The sequence below is a fragment of the Neisseria meningitidis genome (genome assembly GCF_022869645.1).
Lineage (GTDB): Bacteria > Pseudomonadota > Gammaproteobacteria > Burkholderiales > Neisseriaceae > Neisseria > Neisseria meningitidis.
Window position 1 is genome coordinate 475,215 of record NZ_CP064367.1, and the last position, 23,415, is coordinate 498,629.

The 23,415-nt window shown below is 49.1% G+C and carries 20 protein-coding genes and 1 pseudogene; 3 read left to right on the forward strand and 18 right to left on the reverse strand.

What is annotated here, in order from left to right; translation table 11 throughout:
* Positions 1–89 precede the first annotated feature (89 nt).
* Positions 90–293 carry a cold-shock protein gene (locus IUJ45_RS02530; protein WP_082308622.1) on the reverse strand — a complete coding sequence of 68 codons (204 nt, stop codon included), beginning with the start codon at positions 291–293 and terminating at the stop codon, positions 90–92.
* A gap of 242 nt (positions 294–535) precedes the next feature.
* Between IUJ45_RS02530 and clpS the strand changes: the two genes are divergently transcribed.
* Positions 536–838, forward strand: a complete 303-nt coding sequence (gene clpS, locus IUJ45_RS02535; protein WP_002221161.1) for an ATP-dependent Clp protease adapter ClpS — start codon at positions 536–538, stop codon at positions 836–838.
* 1 nt (position 839) lies between these two features.
* The gene (gene clpA / locus IUJ45_RS02540; protein ID WP_002236866.1) at positions 840–3,119 is read left to right on the forward strand and encodes an ATP-dependent Clp protease ATP-binding subunit ClpA; all 2,280 of its coding nucleotides are present in this window, start codon (positions 840–842) and stop codon (positions 3,117–3,119) included.
* 46 nt (positions 3,120–3,165) lie between these two features.
* On the opposite strand, the pseudogene IUJ45_RS02545 reads toward clpA, so the two are convergent.
* From IUJ45_RS02545 to adk, 11 genes and pseudogenes are all read right to left on the reverse strand, one after another.
* Positions 3,166–6,263: pseudogene (locus IUJ45_RS02545) on the reverse strand (HsdR family type I site-specific deoxyribonuclease).
* Between the two features lie 78 nt (positions 6,264–6,341).
* Positions 6,342–6,992, reverse strand: a complete 651-nt coding sequence (locus tag IUJ45_RS02550; protein ID WP_226893068.1) for a restriction endonuclease subunit S — start codon at positions 6,990–6,992, stop codon at positions 6,342–6,344.
* Complete coding sequence (locus tag IUJ45_RS02555; RefSeq protein ID WP_002235659.1) at positions 6,964–7,560, reverse strand: restriction endonuclease subunit S; 597 nt, start codon at positions 7,558–7,560, stop codon at positions 6,964–6,966. Before IUJ45_RS02555 ends, IUJ45_RS02550 begins: the two co-directional genes overlap by 29 nt.
* Positions 7,561–7,725: 165 nt before the next feature.
* Positions 7,726–8,736 (reverse strand): virulence RhuM family protein, encoded by a 1,011-nt coding sequence (locus tag IUJ45_RS02560; protein WP_002213929.1) that lies wholly within the window; start codon positions 8,734–8,736, stop codon positions 7,726–7,728.
* On the reverse strand, positions 8,733–10,277 hold the full coding sequence (locus IUJ45_RS02565; RefSeq protein ID WP_002229281.1) for a type I restriction-modification system subunit M: 1,545 nt from the start codon (positions 10,275–10,277) through the stop codon (positions 8,733–8,735). The genes IUJ45_RS02560 and IUJ45_RS02565 overlap by 4 nt, the downstream gene beginning before the upstream one ends.
* Positions 10,278–10,349: 72 nt before the next feature.
* Complete coding sequence (gene rfaD, locus IUJ45_RS02570) at positions 10,350–11,354, reverse strand: ADP-glyceromanno-heptose 6-epimerase (RefSeq protein ID WP_002213931.1); 1,005 nt, start codon at positions 11,352–11,354, stop codon at positions 10,350–10,352.
* A gap of 40 nt (positions 11,355–11,394) precedes the next feature.
* Complete coding sequence (locus IUJ45_RS02575) at positions 11,395–12,513, reverse strand: HNH endonuclease (RefSeq protein WP_002236860.1); 1,119 nt, start codon at positions 12,511–12,513, stop codon at positions 11,395–11,397.
* A gap of 1 nt (position 12,514) precedes the next feature.
* Positions 12,515–13,750, reverse strand: coding sequence for a DNA cytosine methyltransferase (locus IUJ45_RS02580; protein WP_002213933.1), 1,236 nt, complete (start codon positions 13,748–13,750; stop codon positions 12,515–12,517).
* Between the two features lie 36 nt (positions 13,751–13,786).
* The gene (gene hldA, locus IUJ45_RS02585) at positions 13,787–14,758 is read right to left on the reverse strand and encodes an ADP-heptose synthase (RefSeq protein WP_002217546.1); all 972 of its coding nucleotides are present in this window, start codon (positions 14,756–14,758) and stop codon (positions 13,787–13,789) included.
* A gap of 54 nt (positions 14,759–14,812) precedes the next feature.
* Positions 14,813–15,553, reverse strand: coding sequence for an orotidine-5'-phosphate decarboxylase (gene pyrF / locus IUJ45_RS02590; protein ID WP_002217549.1), 741 nt, complete (start codon positions 15,551–15,553; stop codon positions 14,813–14,815).
* 525 nt (positions 15,554–16,078) lie between these two features.
* Positions 16,079–16,726 carry an adenylate kinase gene (adk, locus tag IUJ45_RS02595; RefSeq protein WP_002213936.1) on the reverse strand — a complete coding sequence of 216 codons (648 nt, stop codon included), beginning with the start codon at positions 16,724–16,726 and terminating at the stop codon, positions 16,079–16,081.
* A gap of 214 nt (positions 16,727–16,940) precedes the next feature.
* Between adk and htpX the strand changes: the two genes are divergently transcribed.
* A complete protein-coding gene (gene htpX / locus IUJ45_RS02600) occupies positions 16,941–17,780 on the forward strand; it encodes a protease HtpX (RefSeq protein ID WP_002217551.1) in 840 nt (279 codons plus the stop codon).
* A 300-nt stretch (positions 17,781–18,080) separates the two neighbouring features.
* On the opposite strand, the gene IUJ45_RS02605 is transcribed toward htpX, so the two are convergent.
* The 6 genes from IUJ45_RS02605 to IUJ45_RS02630 form a co-directional block, all read right to left on the reverse strand.
* Positions 18,081–18,641 (reverse strand): hypothetical protein, encoded by a 561-nt coding sequence (locus IUJ45_RS02605; RefSeq protein ID WP_002213938.1) that lies wholly within the window; start codon positions 18,639–18,641, stop codon positions 18,081–18,083.
* A gap of 205 nt (positions 18,642–18,846) precedes the next feature.
* On the reverse strand, positions 18,847–19,239 hold the full coding sequence (locus IUJ45_RS02610; RefSeq protein WP_002213940.1) for a DUF723 domain-containing protein: 393 nt from the start codon (positions 19,237–19,239) through the stop codon (positions 18,847–18,849).
* Positions 19,240–19,355: 116 nt separating this feature from the next.
* On the reverse strand, positions 19,356–19,766 hold the full coding sequence (locus tag IUJ45_RS02615) for a DUF723 domain-containing protein (protein WP_002217553.1): 411 nt from the start codon (positions 19,764–19,766) through the stop codon (positions 19,356–19,358).
* 13 nt (positions 19,767–19,779) lie between these two features.
* The gene (locus IUJ45_RS02620; protein WP_010980854.1) at positions 19,780–20,163 is read right to left on the reverse strand and encodes a DUF723 domain-containing protein; all 384 of its coding nucleotides are present in this window, start codon (positions 20,161–20,163) and stop codon (positions 19,780–19,782) included.
* Between the two features lie 465 nt (positions 20,164–20,628).
* On the reverse strand, positions 20,629–21,927 hold the full coding sequence (locus IUJ45_RS02625; protein WP_192941104.1) for an adenylosuccinate synthase: 1,299 nt from the start codon (positions 21,925–21,927) through the stop codon (positions 20,629–20,631).
* Between the two features lie 102 nt (positions 21,928–22,029).
* Positions 22,030–23,181 carry an ATP phosphoribosyltransferase regulatory subunit gene (locus tag IUJ45_RS02630; protein ID WP_002222699.1) on the reverse strand — a complete coding sequence of 384 codons (1,152 nt, stop codon included), beginning with the start codon at positions 23,179–23,181 and terminating at the stop codon, positions 22,030–22,032.
* Positions 23,182–23,415 lie beyond the last annotated feature (234 nt).

The window sequence follows — 23,415 nt, forward strand, 5'->3', positions numbered from 1 at the left end:
TTTCCGCCGCCGGCAAAACGGCAGACAAAAACGGCGGGACATTGCCTGTCCCGCCGTTTTCAAATATACATTTGACCGTACATCAGGAATTAAGCAGCCTGAATGTTGGCGGCCTGTTTGCCTTTAGGGCCGGTGGTTACGTCGAAAGAGACGCGTTGGCCTTCTTTCAGGGTTTTGAAACCTTCCATATTGATTACTGAGAAGTGAGCGAACAAATCTTCGCCGCCTTCATCAGGAGTGATGAAACCAAAACCTTTAGCGTCGTTAAACCATTTTACGATACCGGTTGCCATTAGAAACTTCCTATACTCAAAAATTAACAAAATCAGCAAAACAAGGCATACGGCAAACCGAGCCGTCTGGCGTTCCTTCCAGCTTGATATACTCGGCGGATGCCCAATCCTGCTTAACCGTCTTTTTACATTTGTTAAGACAAAACGTCAAGCTATGTTTTCAAAAAAGTGGGAAAATAGGCAAAAGTACCGAAAATACAACAAAAATGCCGTCTGAACGCGGCTTTCAAATGGGACACACTATGACCGCGCAACACCAATCCGACACGCTCTTGCACCGTCTGAACACCCTGCCGCCGAAACGTTACGGCGTTTTCCTATTGAACGACGATTACACCACGATGGAATTTGTCGTCGAAATCCTGACCGAAATCTTTATGCTCGGACAAGAACAGGCGGTAGCGGTGATGCTCTTGGTTCATCACGAAGGCAAAGGCCTGTGCGGCACTTACACGCGCGATATTGCCCAAACCAAACAACAACAAGTCATGCAGCGGGCAAAAGCCGAAGGGCATCCGCTGCAATGTATTGTCGAGGAGATTTAATATGCTTGCACCCGAATTGGAACAGATTTTGCAGCAGCTTTACCGCGAGGCGCGTAAGGCTCATTATGAATTTATCAGCCTCGAGCATCTGCTTTTGGTACTCATCGAAGAAGATGCCTCCGTGCCGAACGTCTTAAAACTATGCGGCGCGGATTTGAAAGTGGTGTCCGAACAGCTCGCCGCCAGCGTTGCCGAAAACACCCCCCTGATTCCCGAACACCTTTTAGACACGGTCGAAACCCGGCCCACGCTCGGCTTCCAACGCGTGATGCAACGGGCGATGGTGCATACCCAGTCTGCCGGAAAAGCCGCAGTCGAACCGTTGGACGTTTTGGTCGCGCTGATGAGCGAAACCGACAGCCACACCGTCTATTTCCTCAAGCTGCAATCGGTTACGCGTTTTGAAGTTTTGCGCTGTATTGCCCATGGCTCGCCCGATGACGAGGATGGCAATGATTCAGACGGCCTGGGACGCGAGGGCGAAGAAGCGGAACAAAAAACCGGCTCCCTTTCCGACTACACCGTCAACCTCAACACCGAAGTCAAAGCCGGCCGTATCGACCCTTTGATTGGTCGCAAACACGAAATGGAACGGCTGGTGCAAATCCTATGCCGCCGCCGCAAAAACAATCCGCTTTTGGTCGGCGAAGCAGGCGTGGGCAAAACCGCGCTGGCGGAAGGTTTGGCACATCAAATCGTCAACGGCGGCATTCCAGACGCGCTTAAAGATGCCGAAGTGTACGCGCTGGATATGGGCTCGCTGTTGGCGGGCACGAAATACCGTGGCGACTTTGAAGCGCGGGTCAAATCCGTCTTGAAACAGCTCGAAAAAATCCCGCACGCCATTTTGTTTATCGACGAAATCCACACCATCATCGGCGCAGGCAGCACCAGCGGCGGCACCATGGACGCGTCCAACCTGCTCAAACCCGCGCTGGCAAAAGGTTCGCTGCGCTGCATCGGCGCAACCACCTACGACGAATACCGCACCATTTTCGACAAAGACTATGCCTTAAGCCGCCGCTTCCAAAAAATCGACGTGGTCGAACCCACCGTTTCCGAAACCGTACAAATCCTGCGCGGCTTGAAGCCGATGTTTGAAGCCTTCCACCAAGTCCGCTATACGCAAGGCGCACTCGAAGCCGCCGCCGAACTCTCCGCACGCTACATCAACGAGCGTTTCCTGCCCGACAAAGCCATCGACGTGATGGACGAAGCAGGCGCGGCGCAACGGATTCTGCCCAAATCCAAACAGAAAAAAGTCATCGGCAAAGCGCAAATCGAAACCGTCATCGCCAAAGTCGCGCGGATTCCAGAAAAAACCGTGTCGCACGACGACAAACAGGTGCTGCAATTCCTCGGCCGCGATTTGAAAAACATGGTTTACGGTCAAGAAAACGCCATCGACGCGCTGGTTGCCGCCGTCAAAATGTCGCGTTCGGGCTTGGGACTGCCCGACAAACCGATAGGCAGCTTCCTCTTCTCCGGCCCGACCGGCGTGGGCAAAACCGAAGCCGCCAAACAGCTTGCCTACTCGATGGGCGTACCGCTGCAACGCTTTGATATGTCCGAATACATGGAACGCCATGCCGTATCGCGCCTCATCGGCGCGCCTCCGGGCTACGTCGGCTTCGAACAAGGCGGCCTTTTGACCGAAGCCGTCAACAAACAGCCGCATTGCGTGTTGCTCTTGGACGAAATCGAAAAAGCCCACCCCGACATTTTCAACGTCCTCCTGCAAGTCATGGACGCAGGCAAACTGACCGACAACAACGGCAAGAGTGCCGATTTCCGCAACGTCATCCTGATTATGACCACCAACGCGGGCGCGGAAAGCCTCAGCCGCCCCGGCCTCGGCTTTACCGCCAAGCGCGAACGCGGCGACGAAATGCAGGCCATCAACAAACTCTTCACGCCCGAGTTCCGCAACCGCTTGGACGCGATTATCCCGTTTGCACCCCTGTCCGAACCCATTATCGCCAAAGTCGTGGACAAATTCCTGCTCCGGCTCGAACACCGGCTCCTCGACAAGAAAGTCGAAGCCGAATTCACACCGGCATTGCGCAAATATCTGGCGAGAAAAGGTTTCGACCCGCAAATGGGCGCGCGCCCGATGCACCGCCTGATTCAGGAAAAAATCCGCAAACCGCTCGCCGACGAACTCCTGTTCGGCAAACTATCCAACGGCGGCTTCGTGCGGATAGACTGGGATGCGGCAAAAGAAGAAGCCGTGTTGAAATTTAAGAAAAGCAAGGTTAAACCTGAAACAGAAACTGTTTAACCGATTGAAAAATAAAATGCCGTCTGAAATTTCAGACGGCATTTTTTTAAATATCTGTCCCTATTCCGGCAAACTTTTCCACAAACGCCGCAATCTTTTGAAAAACACTTTGTTTCTTCGTCAGATATTGCGGGTTGAGCGGGCTCATTTTCGGCAGGGTTTCGGTCAGTTCCGTGCCGTTTTCGCTGGCATAGCCGCGTTTGAGCGAGCCGGTCAAATAACGTTTGGCGGCGGTTTCGTTCAGGTCTTCGGCGGCAATCAGCTCTGCTGCTTCGCGCCTCATCACCTCTTGAGCGTAGGTGTAAAAGGTTTCCAGTATGGCAGGAACGTCGGGGACTTTGTCCAAATCCGTATCGTTGATGAAATCCACAATCAGGCTCTCTTTGGCGCGGTGGCCGATGCTGGCGCGGATGATGCGGCGGATTTCTTCCACCAGCTCCGCTTTGCCTTTGATTTTTTTGTGGTGCTCGAAAACCAGTTGCAAGATGTAATCCAGATTGATTTCCTGCGATTTGAGCAAATCCACCTCAAAAACCACATCGTCCCAATCGATTTTTGATTGTTCTTTCTGTTCGCCTGCTTTTTGGCGGCGCAGCCAGTCGCGGATGTCGTTATAGGCAGAACGGTAGTCCTGCACTGCCCTTTCAGACGGCATCGGCACTTGCCGCATTTCCTGCACGTCTTCATCGCTCAGGTAGTATTTTTCTTGAAACGCCTTCATCGCATCTTCGTCCGCCGCGTCCACACTCTGCAACTCGCGCAGCGCGGCAAATTCATCGTAGTTCTGCAATACGTTTTCCGCCCGCAGGTATTCGCCGAAGAGTTTGGCAAAATCTTTTTTGTCTTTTTCCGTTTCGATTTTGTCGGGATCGGGGAAACGCTCGCGCAATTCTTTTGCCACATCCAAATAACCGCGCCGCACTTCGCCCGTCCGATCATCGATATAGCCGTTCATGTATTCTTCGTAGCTTTTTTCCAACACCACGTTTTTGGTGTTTTTATCGCCGAACAGGGTAATCGCATCAATGGTTGCCTGCTCCAAATCGCGGAAGCAGACAATATTGCCGAAGGTTTTGGTGGCATCGTAAATGCGGTTGGTGCGCGAAAACGCCTGCATCAGGCCGTGATAGCGCAGGTTTTTATCGACAAACAGCGTGTTCAGCGTCGGCGCGTCAAAACCCGTCAAAAACATACCGACCACAATCAGCAAATCCACTTCCTGGTTTTTCACCCGTTTTGCCAAATCGCGGTAGTAGTTCTGAAAGGCTTTGCTGTCCGTGCCGAAATTGGTTTTGAAACAGGCGTTGTAATCGTTGATGGCAGCCTGCAAAAATTCTTTCGCGCTGCTGTCCATCGCTTCCGGTTCAAAGGTCTCATCAACAATTTCACCGACGGCGTTCTGCTCTTCGTTGGCCGCAAAGGAAAAAATGGTGGCCACTTTCAGCGGGTGCAGGCTGCCTGCCTGTTGTGTTTTGAACGCTTCGTAATAGCACTTCGCCGCATCCACGCTGCTGACCGCAAACATGGCGTTGAAGCCTTTACCGCCCGCATTCAGGCGGTGCGTTTTCTGCCTGAACTGGTTCAGGATATATTGCGTGATTTCGCGGATGCGTTCGGGGTGCAGCAGGGCTTGGCGGTTTTCGGCAGCACTCAGTTTCTTCTCATCCTGTTCCGCTTCCACGGCTTTGAACTGCGGGCGCACATCGTTGTAATCCACTTTGAATTTCAATACTTTTTCATCGCGGATGGCATCGGTAATCACATAAGAATGCAACTCACGCCCGAACACGCCCGCCGTGGTTTCCGCGCCCAAAGCGTTTTCGGGAAAAATCGGCGTACCGGTAAAACCGAACTGGCAGAATTTCTTAAATTTCTTTTTCAGGTTTTTTGCGCTTCGCCGAATTGCGAGCGGTGGCATTCGTCGAAAATAAATACAACCTGCTGATGGTAAACCGGCAGATTATCTTCACTCTTCATCAGGTTGTTCAGCTTTTGGATGGTGGTAACGATGATTTTGTTGTCGTCTTTTTCCAAATTGCGTTTCAAGCCCGCCGTGCTTTCCGAACCATTCACGCTGTCGGGCGAAAAACGTTGGTATTCCTTCATCGTCTGATAGTCCAAATCCTTCCTGTCCACCACGAAGAAAACCTTGTCGATAAACGCCGATTCCGTCGCCAGACGCGCCGCCTTAAAGCTGGTCAGCGTTTTGCCGCTGCCCGTGGTATGCCAAACATAGCCGCCGCTTTCCGGTTTGCTCCAATTCTTTACCTACGCCGAGCTGTTGATTTTCCACAAAATGCGTTCGGCGGCGGCAATCTGATACGGCCGCATAATCAGCAGCGTATCATTCGCATCGAACACGCTGTAATGCAGCAATACGCCCAGCAATACGCTTTTCTGCAGGAACGTGGCGGTAAAGTCTTTCAAATCCTTAATCGGATGATTGTCCGACCGCGCCCAATTCATCGTGAAATCAAAGCTGTTTTTGTCGCGCTTGGTGGTGTTGGCGAAATAGCGCGTGTCCGTGCCGTTGGAAATCACGAAGATTTGCAGGAATTTGAACAGCGAATTTTCGCTGTTGAAGCTCTCTTTGCTGTAACGGTGCACCTGATTGAATGCTTCGCGCACCGCCACGCCGCGCTTTTTCAATTCAATCTGCACCAGCGGCAGGCCGTTTACCAGCACGGTAACGTCATAGCGGTTTGCATACGTGCCCGTCTGCTCAAACTGATTGATAATCTGCACATGGTTGCGGGCAAGGTTTTTCTTGTCCAGCAGATAAATGTTTTTCAGACGGCCGTCATCAAAAGCGAAATCATAAATATGGTCGTCATGGATTTTGCGGGTTTTATCGGTAATGTTTTCAGACGGCCTGTCCAGATATTCCGTCAAAAACCGCGCCCATTCGCCGTCTGAAAACGCCACATCGTTCAGCCGCTGCAACTGCGCGCGCAGGTTTTCCAGCAGCCTGCTTTGGCTGTTCAAATCCTTGCGGTATTCGTAACCCTGATTCTGCAAATCGGCGATTAACTCCGCTTCCAACTGGTTTTCCGATTGGTAGCTGCCCGACTGTTCGATTTTTTCATATTGGTCGAGCACGATGAAATTCGGCGTTTCGGCGATGGGTTTGGTTTCGAGGTTCATGGGTCGTCCTTTGCAGTATCGGGTTTTAAACGGTTTGATGTTCGGATTGGGCTGCCTGAAAATGTGCAGGCTGCTTTTTCAGGTAGCCTTAGGGAAGGCAAGCAGCTGTTCGCGGTAATATTCGTATTGTTTGCGGCGCAGGGCGATTTCGTGCGGCAGGCCTTCGCTGATAGAGTGGGTCAGGGTATCGAATTTGTCTAGGATGGCGGCAATTTTTTCCTGTTCGGGGAGTGGTGGGATGGGGATTTTTAATTTCTTTAATTCTTTCATGCTAATAATAGGTAAACTTGAAGTATTAATAAGTTTTTTGCTCTGCTCCGCAATAATGAAAAAATAATAGAAAGCGAAATTTATATCTAAAGCATCCTTAAATTCATCTTTAATTGTAAAATTGGTCAGTTGTTGGTTACTAATATAATTAACTTTTATTAACGCATGCTCTCCTATGGTTGCCGTTGTCGACATCATTATTGATTTAGCAGGAAACAGCTTGCCGCCCTTAACTGCGCTTTTTGATATATGCTTCAATGAATTATCTAAAATACGGCTATTTTCCCTAATATCTTCCATTCTAAACCAAGGGATTGAGCCATTTTCCCAATATTCTTTATTTGATTTGGAAGGGGTATAGCCATTCTTCAAGTCAAACACCTCCCCCAACGTCTTCCAAACCACATCTTTCAGACGGCCTTTATAGCCATCAGCTATCCCCCCCGATTTGATTGTCAAAATCTAAAAGAAAGTCGCGGTAATACCGGTATTGGCGTTTGCGCAGGGCTAATTCAGCTTCCAGCTCGGTGAATTTGTCAAGTATTTTTACAATTTTTTGTTGGGTTTCCAGGGGTGGGATAGGGATTAATAATTTTTTCAAGTTACTGGCATTTAGAGCAGGAATACCTGTAAATGTACATAAGGCATGAATCTCTTGTTCAAATTCAAGTAATATATGATAGAGAAAACGAACATCCAATTCTGTTCTATTCTTAATAGTAACTGCATAATTTAAGTTGCCACGAAAATATCTTCCTTCTTGCCACGTTATTGAGCCGACTCCCGCTCCTCTTGTTGTGATGCCGATAGGGTCATTTTCAGTGTTCCATTCATCAATATAGCCAAGCGGCTCTTTGCCACTGTTAATAACTGGATAACTACCAATATTATTTGAGATTTTCTGCTTACTTACAGCTTGTCCTGTTTTTATGATAGCTATCCCATTTTCTCCACCCAACGGCTTCCACTCCACCGGTGCCGTCTGAATCATCTCAATCAATTTTTTCGCTTTGCTTTGCATATCCATGGTTGTTTTCCGTTTCTTTCCCGCTGTGGCGGGATGTGGGGCGGTTGTGGGGTGCTTCGGCTCACTCTGTCCGTTTGCCGTTATTTCTGCGGGCTGAAGTCCGTCCTGCTTTCAGGCTGCCTGCAATGGTGTGCAGGCTGCTTTTTCAGGTAGCCTGAATGGTAGTTATTTTGTGCGGTCTTTTTTCTGTTTGATCTGTTGCACGGCTGTTTTTTCCAACGCTTTAACGCTTTCCAGATAGGCTTGCTCCACCGGCGACAGGATGCGCGCTTCATAGGCGCGGTATTCGCGTTCGGCTTTCTGCTCTGCCTGTTTGCGGCTGATGCTGCCTGCACCCTGTAATGTGCCTTGTCCGTACAGCCCGGAAAATTTGTCCAATTCGGCTATCCAGTCGCGCATATACATGGGGCTTTGCTCCTGCGCTTTGATTTCCGCCAGGTCGAAGAAGGCGGAAACCAGACGGTTCAGGCGGAACAGTTCGTCTTCGGTCAGATAGTTTTTGGCGATTTTGGCTTCATTCAGCGTGGGGATTGCGCCTTGAAAGGTGGTCAGCCCCATAAAGTCTTTGCTGCTGTCGGCACGGCTGTATATCAGCTCAGCTGCGGTTTGCCGGCTGGCGGCATAGTGCAGTTTGTTTTGAACGGCGGCAAAAAAGGTTTGGCTTTCGCTGCTTTTGGGGTTGTAGTCTTGGCTGGTGGCATATAAATCAAGCACTTGCCGGTATAGGGCTTTTTCGCTGCTGCGGATGTCGCGAATGCGGTTGAGCAGTTCTTTCCAATAGTCGCCGCCGCCTGTGCCTTTCAGGCGTTCGTCGTCTATGGCAAAGCCTTTGGTCAGATATTCGTCCAGCCGTTCGGTTGCCCATTGGCGGAATTGGATGCCCCGCGCGGAACGGACGCGGTAGCCGACGGCAATAATCATGGGCAGGGAATAATGGGCGATTTTGCGGTTTACCTTGCGCCCGTTTTCATTTTGAACTGTCAACTGGAAGTTGACAGTTGCCTTCTCTTCCAATTCTTGCTCTGCAAGAATGGTTTTAATGTGTTTGCTGATATTTTGTTTGGTGGTTTGGTACAGTTCTGCCATGTCCGCCTGCGTCAGCCAAAGCTGTCCGCCAAATTCCTGCAAGGCAAATTGGGCAGTGCCGTCGTTGGCGGTGTATAGGATGATGCTCATGCTTCAATCTCTGCAATCACTTCGTCAATTTCACGCCGCAGCCGTTCGATTTTGGCAACGGTTTCGCTGATTTCGGCGTTAAGCTGTTTGATGTCGATAATTTCGCGGGTGTCTTCGGGTTCAACATAGCTGCTGACGGCGAGGTTGTAGCCGTTGTCTTTGACGGTTTGCTGGGCGGCGTTTTGGGCGATATGCGGCACATCGGCTTTATCGGCGAAGAGTTTGACGATTTCGGCAATGTGTTCTTCGGTTAAGACGTTGTTGTTGGTTTCTTTTTTAAAGAAGCCGCCTGCGTCGATGAATTGGATGTCGGTATTGTCTTTGTGTTTGGACAAAACCAGTATATTGACGGCGATGCCGGTGCCGTAAAAGAGATTGGGCGCAAGGGCGATGACGGTTTCCACGTAGTTGCCCTCCACCAGATATTGGCGGATTTTCTGCTCTGCGCCGCCGCGATAGAAAATGCCGGGGAATGAGACGATGGCGGCGCGGCCTCTGCCGGAAAGGTAGTTCAGTGCGTGCAGAATGAAGGCAAAATCGGCTTTGGATTTCGGGGCGAGTACGCCTGCAGGGGCAAAGCGGTCGTCGTTGATTAAGGTGGGGTCGCCGCTGCCTATCCAGTTGATGGAATAGGGCGGATTGGAAACGACGGCATCAAAGGGTTTGCTGTCTTTGAGTTTGGGATTGGTCAGTGTGTCGCCCAATTCGATGTGGAATTTGTTGTAATTGACGTTGTGCAGAAACATATTCATGCGGGCGAGGTTGTAGGTGGTGTGGTTGATTTCCTGCCCGAAGAAGCCTTCTTCGATGATGTGCTCGTCAAACTGTTTTTTCGCCTGCAAGAGCAGGCTGCCCGAGCCGCAAGCTGGGTCGTAGATTTTGTTTACTTTCTCCTGCCCGTGCACCGCCAGCCGCGCAATCAGCTTGGATACGCTTTGCGGGGTGAAAAATTCGCCGCCGGATTTGCCTGCGTTGGCAGCGTAGTTGGAAATCAGGTATTCGTAGGCATCGCCGAAAAGGTCGATGTGGTGGTCTTCAAAACTGCCGAAATCGAGTTCCGCCACGCCTTTTAGGACGGCGGCAAGGCGTTTGTTCTTGTCGGCAACGGTGCTGCCGAGCCGGCTGCTGGTGGTGTCGAAGTCGTCAAACAGGCCTTTAATGTCTTGTTCGGACGGATAGCCGGAGGCGGAGCTTTCAATCGCGGTAAAAATTTCTTTCAGCTTGGTGTTGAGCTCTTCGTTTTGATGGGCTTCGGCGGCAATATTGCAAAAAAGCTGGCCGGGGTAGATGAAATAGCCTTTGACTTTGACGGCATCGTCTTTGATTTCGGGCGTGATGATGCTGTCCGGCATAGCGGCGTAATCAATACTGCTGTCGCCTGCCTGCATATAGTCGGTAAAGTTTTCGCTGATAAAGCGGTAGAAAAGTGTGCCGAGAACGTATTGTTTAAAGTCCCAGCCGTCCACCGCGCCGCGTACTTCGTCGGCAATTTTCCAAATTTGGCGGTGCAGTTGGGCGCGTTGTTGCATTTCGGTCATCATCGAAATCCATATAAAAGTTAAACAAATCGAAATCGCCTGATATTTTCAGACGATTTTTTACGGGCATTCAAATTAAGCCAAATTTTCCAGCATCCATTTGACGTAGCGCTCGACGCCTGCTTTGACATCGAAAAATTCTTCCGTATAACCTGCCTCGCGCAATTTGGTGATGTCGGCTTGGGTGAAGCTTTGGTATTTGCCTTTGAGCGCGTCGGGAAATGGGATGTAGCGGATAAATTCTTCTTCTACCAACTCTTTTAAACTCATTTCAGGTTTGCCTTCGGCGGCGCGGCAGGCGTTGACGGTGGCAGCGGCGAGTTCGTTAAACTGTTGGCTGCGACCTGTTCCTAGGTTGTAGATGCCGGAAAGTTCGGGATGGTCGAAGAAGTAGAGGTTGACTTTGGCGACGTCTTCGACGCTGACGAAGTCGCGGGTTTGTTCGCCGTTGCCGTAGCCATCGTTGCTGCCGAACAGGTTGACGTAACCGTGTTCGCGGTATTGGTGGAAATGGTGGAAGGCGACGGATGCCATGCGACCTTTGTGTTGTTCGTGTTGTCCGTAAACATTGAAGTAGCGGAAGCCGACGACTTGGGCGGTCAGCCTTTCTTTCATGCGGCGGCGCAATACTTGGTCAAACAGGAATTTGGAATAGCCGTACACATTAAGCGGTTTTTCCAGTTCGCGCTCTTCGCGGAAGATTTCGCCTTTGCCGTAAACCGCCGCACTGGAGGCATAAAGGAAGGGAATGCGTTCGTCCTGACACCAGTCCAACAAATCCAGCGTGTACTGGTAGTTGTTTTCCATCATATACAAACCGTCGTGATTCATGGTGTCGGAACACGCGCCTTGATGGAAAACGGCTTCGATGTTTTGATAAGGTAAAATGTGTTCCCTCACTTGGCGGATGAATTCATGTTTGTCGAGATAATGGGCGATTTCGCACTCGGCAAGGTTTTTGAATTTTTCGCCTTTGCTCAAATTATCGACGGCAACAATGTCAGTAATACCGCGTTGATTAAGTGCTTTGACGATGTTGCTGCCGATAAAGCCGGCCGCGCCTGTTACGATGATGGTCATATTCGGTTTCCTTTGTTTTGAGTAAAATTAATAAACTTAGTTACAAGAAATCATCGATATTGTCCTGAAACACAAATTTGCGATGATATTCCAAATATTTTTCTCTTCCTTCGGGATATATTCTCATCTTATTTTTTGCATTTGGATTGATATTAAGTTTTTCCCATGTGTAACGGCTTAGTCGAGTACCGCAAATCAAACGACCATCATCCAAGAAAGTAATATAACCTTGATCGAACAACCAATCATAAGTCGGCGTTAAAGCTAACCCATTTAAATAATCTAATGCCTCTTTCTCATTTTTCTCAGTAATACAAACCATATAAGGTTTAATATGACTAGCCCTTAACAAAATCTCATCTGTAATTAATGTAAATGGACATTGCGGCATATGATTTATAACATCCTTGCGATATTTCTGCTGCCCTTTTCTACTTTTCTGTTTAATGATTTCTTGCTCTACGAATTGATTAAATTCTGAAGCCGGTATTTCTAATTTTTCTCTTGATAAGAGTTGCGGGTGCACGATAGAGCGAAATTGATAATCCAAAAATATTCGGAAATAAAATAATGGTTCTGAATCTTCTATATCTTTGACAGGCAATAGTTTAAGAATTGATAAATAACTAATTTTGGGCAATACAATCTTACGCCAAATTGACCATATATCATCCTCCGAACGGATATAACCCCTACGGTAACCTTTAGAATTTTCCAAATGGTCTGATACATCATGGATTGAAAAGAAAATATTTTCTGTAGGCAGATTATTAATACTTAAAACGTAATCATCATAAAACCTTGAAATATCATGATGATATTTCTGTTCTTGTTTGTGATATTCAACTTTTGCATCAACCAAATAACGCTGTAAATTTTTCTTATTAAAAAAACAATTTTTCTGAATGAGAGGATATTCTACCCTCCTTCCATTTTTTGTCTCAGTAATCCCCCAATTTTCATACTCAAAAAATGTACTTAGTTTTCGACCACTATCATCAATATAACTACCTACATATTTGCGTGCTTCCCCATTACCACCAAAAACAGATAACTTGTTATTCCTGTGAATAAAACTATCTTCCGCACGTAAATTTTGAATACTATCGACAATAAAATACTCTATGTTTTCAATAGTAATTCTTTGAAAATCCGGCATTTTACTCTCCATAAAGCGTAATATCCATTTGTTTTAATATAGCGATTAATACATCAACAACAATACTGTTTCCCGCTTGGCGATACATTTGAGTATCACTAACTAAAATTTTAAAATCATCTCTAAAACCCATTAGCCGCAAACATTCCCTAGGTGTTAATTTACGAATACGTCCACGATTATGAGTAACATAATTATCAACCCCGGCACGATGCATTTTATGCATAGTTTGCAATAATGGGCGAGCTACAGGCAAATCAGTTTCCGTACTGGTTTTAAAATTTTTTGTTCCTCCTGCCAAAACATAATTTTTGATTTTTTCAGAAAGATAATATTTTTCCTCAACGTTATTTACATCAAAAATAAAGTCATCAAATTCAGATTCGCGGGCTGCCTGAAAAATAAAATCACCATGCCAATTAAATTGTTGATTTGCTTTTTGGCATAAGGCAATTTCTCCATTAATCTGTGTATAACGTTTTTGTCTATTTTTAGAACTGGTAACAAATTTCACACCCTTTTCACGTAAAAAATATTTGCTATCAGTATAGTCCTCCAAAAAATCTTGCATAGTATGTTCTAATTCAATCTTTTCAGGAAACTGAAAACCATTTATAGGAGGGGTATGAAAGCCAACAACAAAAATACGCTCACGATGTTGAGGAATCCCATAATCCTTACTATTCATTATTTGGAAATATAAGTCATAACCAAGTGAATAAAAAACACTTTTTACAACTTTCCAAGTTTTTCCATTATCATGATTGAGCAAGCCCTTTACATTTTCATAAATAAATATCTTTGGTTGGACTTCATCCACAACGCGAGCAAATTCATAGAATAATGTTCCTCGTGTATCTTCTAATCCTGCACGTTTGCCAACCATGGAAAATGCTTGGCAAGGACTGCCTCCAACTAAAATATCAACTTGATTTCTAAACTTTCTCGCATCAAATTGAGTAATGTCGTTATGCCAAAAATCTTCATTTAATTTATAGTTTCCAAGATAACTTTTTTTAACGTATGGATCAATATCTCCTGCAAAAACAATGGTATGGTTTAAATTTAATCGGTGGAATGCCTGTTCAACCGCACCAATCCCGCTGAATACGGTTGCTAATCTAATATGTGAATCAGGTTTAAGAAAAGTTTTAGATTTCCAACCTTGTTGACTGGGAAAGAGCAAAGTTTTTTGTAATCGAGTATCGTGTGTCTGTGCCATTGTCGAAATAGTCATACTTATATCGTTCTGTTTATCTTATCAATATGAAAACTACATTGTTGATTGCCCTGACAATGCCTTGATCAATTCGGCAAACGAGCAAACCGCCGTACCGAGTTTCGCCACGACAACCCCGGCCGCAGTATTGGCAAGGTACATGGCTTCGGGCATGGTGCAGCCTGCCGCCAAACCCAAGCCCATTCCGGCAATGACGGTGTCGCCCGCACCGGATACGTCGTAAACTTCTTGGGCGCGGGTGGGCTGGTAAATCGGTTCGCCTTCGCTGAACAAGGTCATGCCTTCTTCGCTTCGGGTCAGTAAAACGGCGGTCAGGTCGAGGTGGCGGCGCAGGTTTTGCGCTTTTTCGGTCAGCTCGCTTTCGTTTTTCCAACTGCCGACCACTTCTTTCAATTCGGCGCGGTTAGGCGTAATCAGAGTTGCACCGACATATTTTTCGTAATCGTCGCCTTTGGGGTCGATTAAGACGGTTTTGCCGGCGTGTTTCGCCCAATCGATCATATCGGAGATATGCGACAGGCCGCCTTTGCCGTAGTCTGAAAAAATGATTGCGTCGTATTCGGGCAAGATTTCGCGGTATTTCTGCTTGATTTGTTCCAACACTTCGCAGTTGGGATGTTCTTCAAAATCAAGACGGATAAGCTGCTGGTTGCGGGCGACGACGCGCAGTTTGACGGTGGTGGCGATTTGTTTGTCGCGCATCAGATAGGAGGCGACGCCGTCCTGCACCATCAGCGCATCGAGCGCGTCGGCGGCTTCGTCGTTGCCGGTTACGGACAACAGCCCTGCCCTGCCGCCCAACGAAGCGATGTTGCGCGCGACATTTGCCGCTCCGCCCGCGCGTTGGTCGATTCGTCCGATTTTCGCCACCGGCACGGGGGCTTCGGGCGAAATACGGGACACATCGCCGAACCAATAGCGGTCGAGCATCACGTCGCCGACAACCAGGACTTTGGCTTGCGCGAAACGGGATTTGAGGGTTTCTTGTTGGAACTTGGCGGACATATTGCCTCCGTTGTATTTTTTCAGACGGCCTCAGCCTGTAAGGCCGTCTGAAAATCAGTTTGCTTCAAGGTTTGCCACGCGGTTCACTTCGCGCAATACGGCTACCGGATCGGCAGCTTGGGTTACAGGACGACCCATTACCAAATAAGTCGAACCGGCAGCCAAGGCTTCGGCCGGTGTCATGATGCGGCGCTGGTCATCATTATTGCCGGCAACGTCCAAGCGGATGCCGGGCGTGACCAAGACAAAATCCTGTCCCAATTCGCGGCGCAGCGGCGCGGCTTCTTGGGCGGAACAGACCACGCCGTCCAAGCCCGAACTTTGCGCCAGTTTTGCCAAGCGGATGACTTGTTCTTCAGGGGCGGTGTTCAAACCGATTTCCGCCAAATCGCTTTGTTCCATGCTGGTCAACACGGTTACGCCGATTAAGAGCGGCTTCGTGCCGTATCCGGCAACGGCTTCTGCTGCGGCTTCCATCATACGGCGGCCGCCCGATGCGTGCATATCGACCATCCAAACGCCCATATCGGCAGCGACTTTGCAGGCTTGCGCGACGGTGTGGGGAATATCGTGGTATTTCAAATCGAGGAAAAGTTTGAAACCTTGATTGATTAAGCTTTCTGCCAAATTGCGTCCCGTCGCGGTAAACAGCTCTTTGCCGATTTTGATTTGACACAATGTCGGGTCAAGGTTGCGGACGAATCCGAGCGTGTCTTTTTCGTTGGAAAAATCAAGGGCGACGATAACGGGGGTGCGTTGTTGCGGAGTTTGGAAGTCGGAGATTAAAGGATTCATGGTGTTTTCGTTTCGGGTTTTCAGACGACCTTTATCGTCTTTTTCGCAGTATAGTGGATTAACTTTAAACCGGTACGGCGTTGTCTCGCCTTAGTTCAAAGAGAACGCTTCTCTAAGGTGCTGAAGCACAAAGTGAATCGGTTCCGTACTATCTGTACTGCCTGCGGCTTCGTCGCCTTGTCCTGATTTTTGTTAATCCACTATAACAACGTAAATTCAAACCGTAGGTCGGGCATTGATGTCCGACCTACGCGAACTCAAGCCTCCGACAAACTGTTTCGGATAAATTTGAACCGGTACATCAGCCGTCATTCCCGCGCAGGCGGGAATCCATTGATAAAACTCAGTTCATCAGATTTAAACAGCGATTGCCCAAATTCAGAAATGGATTCCCGCCTGCGCGGGAATGACGCCAAATGATTATTTTTCGGTTGCAACACGCTGTTTATCAAAAACAGGTCGTCTGAAAACCTGATTTTCTGTTTTCAGAGTGCGAAGCCTGCCCGTGGGTACGACCTTTTCGATTTATTTGCCCAATGCGCCCAATACTTCGGCTTTCACGGCTTCTACCGGCTGAGTGCCGTCAACTTTGATGTATTTAGGCGCGTGTTCGCCTTCCAGTTTGCTGTAAAAATCGACCAAAACTTCGGTTTGCTCGTGGTAAACGGCAAGGCGTTTTTTCACGGTTTCTTCTTTGTCGTCGTCGCGCTGAATCAAATCTTCGCCGGTTACGTCGTCTTTGCCTTCAACTTTGGGCGGGTTGTAGGTAACGTGGTAAGTACGGCCGGAAGCCAAATGCACGCGGCGGCCGCTCATACGGTCGACAATCACGCTGTCAGGCACGTCGATTTCAACGACTGCATCCAAATCCACGCCTGCTTCAACCATCGCTTCGGCTTGTGCCAATGTGCGCGGGAAACCGTCGAACAGGAAACCGTTTTTGCAGTCGTCTTGCGCGATGCGTTCTTTGACCATGCCGATAATGATGTCGTCGCGCACCAAGCCGCCTTCGTCAATGATTTTTTTCGCTTCCAAACCCAAGGGCGTGCCAGCCTTAATCGCGGCGCGGAGCATGTCGCCGGTAGAGATTTGCGGAATGCCGAACGCGGCGGTGATGAATTGCGCCTGAGTGCCTTTGCCCGCGCCCGGCGCGCCTAAAAGTAATGCTTTCATGAAGTGATCCTTTGAAATGTGTTTATTGGAATCAAACAGATGGTTTACGATTCTACACGGCTTGGCACAATAGTTCAAAAACCAACTGCACAAACTGCCATTTGCAAGCAAATGTTTTGCATACCTTTGCCGAGTCTGATATTCACAAGCCGGCAACTTTTTGGGACAATCCCCAAAATTTCAAAACATCACACCCTACCAAAAAGGAACATCCGTGAAACGAATTTTTCTGTTTTTGGCTACCAATATCGCTGTTTTGGTCGTAATCAACATTGTTTTGGCGGTTTTGGGCATTAACAGCCAGGGCGGCACGGGCAGCCTGTTGGCGTATTCCGCCGTCGTCGGCTTCACTGGTTCGATTATTTCGCTGCTGATGTCCAAATTCATCGCCAAACAATCGGTCGGCGCGGAAGTTATCGACACGCCGCGCACCGAAGAAGAAGCCTGGCTTTTGAACACTGTCGAAGCCCAAGCGCGGCAATGGAACCTGAAAACGCCCGAAGTCGCCATCTACCACTCCCCCGAACCCAATGCCTTTGCCACGGGCGCATCGAGAAACAGCTCCCTGATCGCCGTCAGCACCGGTTTGCTCGACCATATGACGCGTGACGAAGTGGAAGCCGTATTGGCGCACGAAATGGCACACGTCGGCAACGGCGATATGGTTACGCTGACGCTGATTCAAGGCGTGGTCAATACCTTTGTCGTGTTCCTGTCGCGCATTATTGCCAACCTGATTGCCCGAAACAACGACGGCAGCCAGTCCCAGGGAACTTATTTCCTGGTCAGCATGGTATTCCAAATCCTGTTCGGCTTCCTTGCCAGCTTAATTGTCATGTGGTTCAGCCGACAACGCGAATACCGCGCCGACGCGGGCGCGGCAAAACTGGTCGGCGCGCCGAAAATGATTTCCGCCCTGCAAAGGCTTAAAGGCAACCCGGTCGATTTGCCCGAAGAAATGAACGCAATGGGCATCGCCGGAGATACGCGCGACTCCCTGCTCAGCACCCACCCTTCGCTGGACAACCGAATCGCCCGCCTCAAATCGCTTTAAACCGATTTGAAACGGCAAAAACCGTACACGCAAGCAGTACGGTTTTTTGTATATGCTGTCTGAAAACATCAGGTTTCCATACCGACACCAACCGTATCCATTTCCGCACCGGATACGCCGCATTGATATACCCTGATAAACCGTATCCGGACAGAAAATATAGTGGATTAACAAAAACCAGTACGGCGTTGCCTCGCCTTAGCTCAAAGAAAACGATTCTCTAAGGTGCTGAAGCACCAAGTGAATCGGTTCCGTACTATTTATACTGTCTGCGGCTTCGTCGCCTTGTCCTGATTTTTGTTAATCCCCTATATCAGATAAAACAGCGGTAAAATTGCCGTCTGAAACCAACTCTGCGCCATACGGGACACGCTCTGCACGTCTATTTGCCTCCGATATATCCTCCCTACTGTAGGAACGTCTGCCGATTTGCACGAAATCGGCACCTCTAGCACCCTTCAGGATGGCGGACGTTATCCGTTCTTGGGATTCTGCAAGACGGTCGACGGCATTATACAGACGCTCGGTCTGATACCCTTCCGAAGCAACCTGCTTCAGGTATTCCAAATAACCGTAACCCAACGCCCCTCCGACAAGCAGGGTCGTCAACGCTACCAGCGTTGCCGAACGGATTTTAGGGGGCATATCTTGAAGCATATCTCTACCGAACCGAACCAAAGTCTCTTTAAAGTCGGACTCTACACGCGTAGAACCCTCGGAAATCTTGAAGTTCAACTCATACTGCTTCCGTTTGTCCGCTGTCAACCGCTTGAGGTTGTCATCCCCGTATTGGACGGTTGACACAACCCTGTACAGACTGTCCTGTATTTCGACCAGCGTCTGTGCAAAGTTGGCGGTCATAACTGGATTCCCAACCCTTGCCGCCGATTCTGATACTCAAAACGGTATCCAGGCGTTCCAGCAGGGCTTCGGGAGACAGCAGTGCGTATTCTTCAATATTTTCCATAGGTTGATTATAGCAGAACCTTATACCTGTTACAGACAAGGTTGTCGGGATTTGAACGTCCGTCGAGCTTGGTTCGTAGGATTTAGGGTGTTGTGAACCTTACCTATCGTACCCAAGCACTTTGTACCTGTTTGAAATAAGGTTGTCGGGCGACGTTCGACCCTTGAGCCTGTGATTGATTTGTTGGAAATGTACACCTAAAGCAGCACCTGCGGCAGTAACGCTTGGGAACGTGAGTGTTTCGTTGGTCGTTGTGTCGAGGATGAGGAGGGGCTTCCCTACATTTGGAGGTGTTTGGGTTTTTGACATCTTAGCACACTCAGGACACCCGTACTTTGACTTTATAAGGGCATTAAATGTCGAATAACGAACGTTCCCGTGCATAGGACAATTAACGGTTACTGGGTAATTCACACCGTCAAAGTCGGTTAGAGAGATATTAGGGAATATATCAGTAAGTTCAGAAGCTGCTTGGTTGAAAGATTTGGCCATTTGAGACTCCAAAATTGATTGTCAAATGGATTTAATAGCAAATTTATAAAAATGTCAAATTTTTCGAGAAGCACCTGATAGTGGCGAGGGGTATACACTGTTAAAAAGTGTATACGTCATTTAGTGCAGATGTGAACCTTATACCTCCCTGCAAGTAAAGTCTCTGTGTGAACCCGACCTTTTATACGGTCAGTGATAGCTGCTGGGTTTATACCCAATGACCTTGCAGCAGATGCTCTTGAGGGGAATGTAAGTGTTTCGCCAGTTACAGTATCCTCCAATACTGTATTTTTAGATAATTTATCTATTGTATCTTCTGGAATTTTGTGGGAATTGACACCATAAGATGCACATTTTGGACACCCACTTTTAGAGTCCAACATACTTTTGAATGTAGAGCAAGTAACCCTCCCGTGTATAGGACAGACGATTACCGTCGGGTAACGAACGCCATTGAACTCCACAAGATTCAAATGTGGAAATTTAGAGGTTAGCTTAGAAACTGCTTGAGTAAATGTAAGTGCCATAGTGGTTGTGAACTTACTTTACCAACCTATAACGATACCTAATCAATCGGTCAAACGGAGTGCGTCCGCTTAAACGTACAGCTAAAGTGCTGTTGGAGCAACCGATAAATTTACTGGCAGCCAGTGTACTTGCAAACTCGTAGATTTCCCCTGTCTCTGTGTCCTCCAACCTAATGGCAACGGCGTTTGGAGAGGGCTTTTCGGGATTTCGAGTACATTCAGGACATCCTGTTGAGGATTTCATGGCAGCTTGTAGATTCCCGTAAACAACCGACCCATGCAAAGGGCATTGGATTGTTACCGGTTCGTAGTTTTTAGTGAACTTCAAAACCGTCTTATCAGGAAATTTACTGGAAAACCTTAACTGAACATCTTGTAGCGAGAGTGATTTTGGCATTATAGACCTTTCTAAAATGAAAGCATTATACAACCAAAATATAGAAATTTTCAAATTTTCTCTGAACGCACTGGTATCCGATGGAGCTAAATGTAAAGAAAAATGGTATACGTCTTTACTAAATCTTTACACATTTTAACTGTATAGTGTTTGACAAACAACAGGCATAGGCGCATAATGCACCCGTAGTTAGATAGATAGTAAGGAGATAACCAATGACTTAGCACCTGCCCCCCTCTCTCTCGCGCACCCCGCCCCTCGCTTGCGGCTAATGGGCTTTGCGCGACATATACACTTTCATCTCCTGCATGGCTTAACTGCCTATGCAATAGTACACACATCAACAAATCAGGCTGGCACGTCTTGGCATTGGCTGACGTACCATTGTAGCCCGAAATGTTGATACCCTACTATTTATGACCAACGGCGGATTAGGGCTTCAGACGGCAATTTTACTGCAAAACCTTATGCGAACGGATGATGCAGCACAATCGTTTCTTCGCGGTCGGGGCCGGTGGAGACGATGGCGACCGGCGCACCGCAGACTTCTTCAATCCGTTTCAAATATGCTTTGGCATTGGCAGGTAATGCGTCGTAGCTTTTCACGCCGAAAGTGGATTCGCTCCAACCGGGCATGGTTTCGTAAATCGGCTTGCAGGCTTCTACCGCATCAGAGCCGCAAGGCAGGATGTCGGTTTTGCCGCCGTCGGGCAATTCGTAGCCGACGCAGATATTGATGGTTTCAACGCCGTCCATTACATCGAGTTTGGTAATACACATACCGGAAATGCCGTTGATTTGGATGGAGCGTTTCAGGGCGGCGGCATCAAACCAGCCGCAGCGGCGTGTGCGTCCGGTTACCGAACCGAATTCGTGTCCGCGTTCTGCCAAACCTGCGCCGACTTCGTCGAACAATTCGGTCGGGAACGGGCCCGAACCGACGCGCGTGGTATAGGCTTTGACGATGCCCAAAACATAATCCAGCATTTGAGGGCCTACGCCCGCGCCTGCCGAAGCCGCGCCGGCGAGGCAGTTGGACGAAGTAACGAAGGGGTAAGTGCCGTAGTCGATGTCCAACAACGCACCTTGCGCGCCTTCAAACAGCAGTTTTTCGCCGTTTTTGTTTTTTTCGTTCAACACGCGGGACACGTCGGTAATCATCGGCGTAATGCGCGGCGCGACTTTTTCGATAACCGCCATCACGTCTTCCGCTTTCACCGACTCGGCATTGTGCAGATGTTGCAGTTGGACGTTGTAATAAGCAAAGACGGCATCCAGTTTTTCACGCAGTTTTTCAGGATGCAGCAAATCGGCGGCGCGAATGGCGCGGCGTGCCACTTTGTCTTCGTAGGCAGGGCCGATGCCGCGGCCGGTCGTGCCGATTTTGCCTTTGCCGCGCGATGCTTCTCGGGCTTGGTCGAGCGCGATGTGATAAGGCAGGATCAGCGGGCAGGTCGGCGCGATTTTCAGACGGCCTTCGACGTTTTTCACGCCTGCCGCGTTCAACTCGTCGATTTCGCCCAACAGGGCTTCGGGGGAGACGACAACGCCCGAACCGATGAAGCAGTCCAGACTTTCATGCAGGATGCCGCTCGGAATCAGGCGCAAAATGGTTTTTTTGCCGCCGACAACCAAGGTATGACCCGCATTGTGGCCGCCTTGGAAGCGCACCACGCCTCCGGCTTCTTCCGCCAGCCAGTCAACGATTTTACCTTTACCCTCGTCGCCCCACTGTGCGCCGATTACTACAACATTTTTAGCCATAGCCATATAACCTTCGATATTAAAAATTATTGCGGAAATCCCCAAACCGGTGCGGCTTTGCGCCCCGCCACGATTTGCCTTTCATCCGCCATGAACGGGTATTTAGCGTTTCACGACCTGCCAAACGCCGTCCGTCTTTTTCAGACGGCCTGCAAGCTCTTCCGAAACATTGTGTCCGATACCGTAATCGATTACGACACACTGCCCTTGTTCACGCAAGGCTTCGACCGCTTCGTGCGCCGCTTCGGCATCTTCCGCATCGACCAACACGGCGGGCTGCCGTTCGATGGCGGGCAAACGCCCGATAAAGCTGCGCAAGTCGAAACTGAATCCCGTTGCCGGGCGCGCCCTGCCGAAATATCCGCCCAATCCGTCATAACGCCCGCCGCGCGCGACCGCGTCGTGGAAATCGGCGGCATAGGCGGCATACAGCAAGCCCGTGTGGTAATTGTCGACGCGCAGCTCGGACAAGTCGATATGGATTTCACAATCGGGGAATGCGTCGCACACCGCCTGCAATTCGCCCAACGCGCCGCCGACCGCCGACAAATCCGGCAACCGTCCGCGCGCGTCGGACAACACTTCACGCCCGCCGTACAGGCGCGGCAGCAGCGAGAATGCTTTTGCCCACATACCGTCCAGCTTCCAAGCCTTGACCTGCGCTTCGACCGTCTCGGTATCTTTATCCTGCATCAAGGCAAGCAGCGTTGCAGACTGCCCCGCATCCAAATGCGCCGCATCGGACAAGGCGCGAAATATGCCGATATGCCCCAGCGAAAGCAGCACTTTGCCCATATCGGCAATTTTCATGCTTTTCAGCATCAGGTCTATCAGCTCGATGTCGCCACGGATGTCGGCAAAACCGTACATTTCCGCCCCTGCCTGCAAGGGTTCGCGCATATTCAGCAGACCGTCGGACTGCGCGTGCAACACCGGACCGGCATAACACAACCGGTTAATCCCTTGGTTGGCGGATAAAAGATGGGCATCGATACGCGCCACCTGCGGCGTGATGTCGGCGCGTATGCCCAACTGCCTGCCGCTGAGCCTGTCCGTTACCAAAATGGTTTTCAGGGAAAGCCCCGCATCGATATGCGTCAGCAGGGAATGTGCGTACTCCATCAGCGGAGGCTGTACCAGTTCATAACCGTGTACGCGGAACAGTGCCAACAACTGCTCCCTCGCGCTTTCAAGCTGCCGCGCGTTCGTGGGCAGTACGTCGGCGATATGTTCCGGAAGCTGCCATGTCTGCATGAGAATCTGCCTTCTATTTTATCATGTCAATACAAAAGGCTGCCCGATCCGCAATCAGACGGCATCTTTGCCGCAACGCATCACGCCGCTGTCAAAACGGCGATGCTTCCTTCCGATTCAGAATCCGAACAGCCCCTGTCCGACGGCTCAATGCCGTCAAGTCGTTAAAACCAAACTTTACCATAAAATACACACAATCTGAATATACTTTTATACCCTGTATCCGCCGTCTGA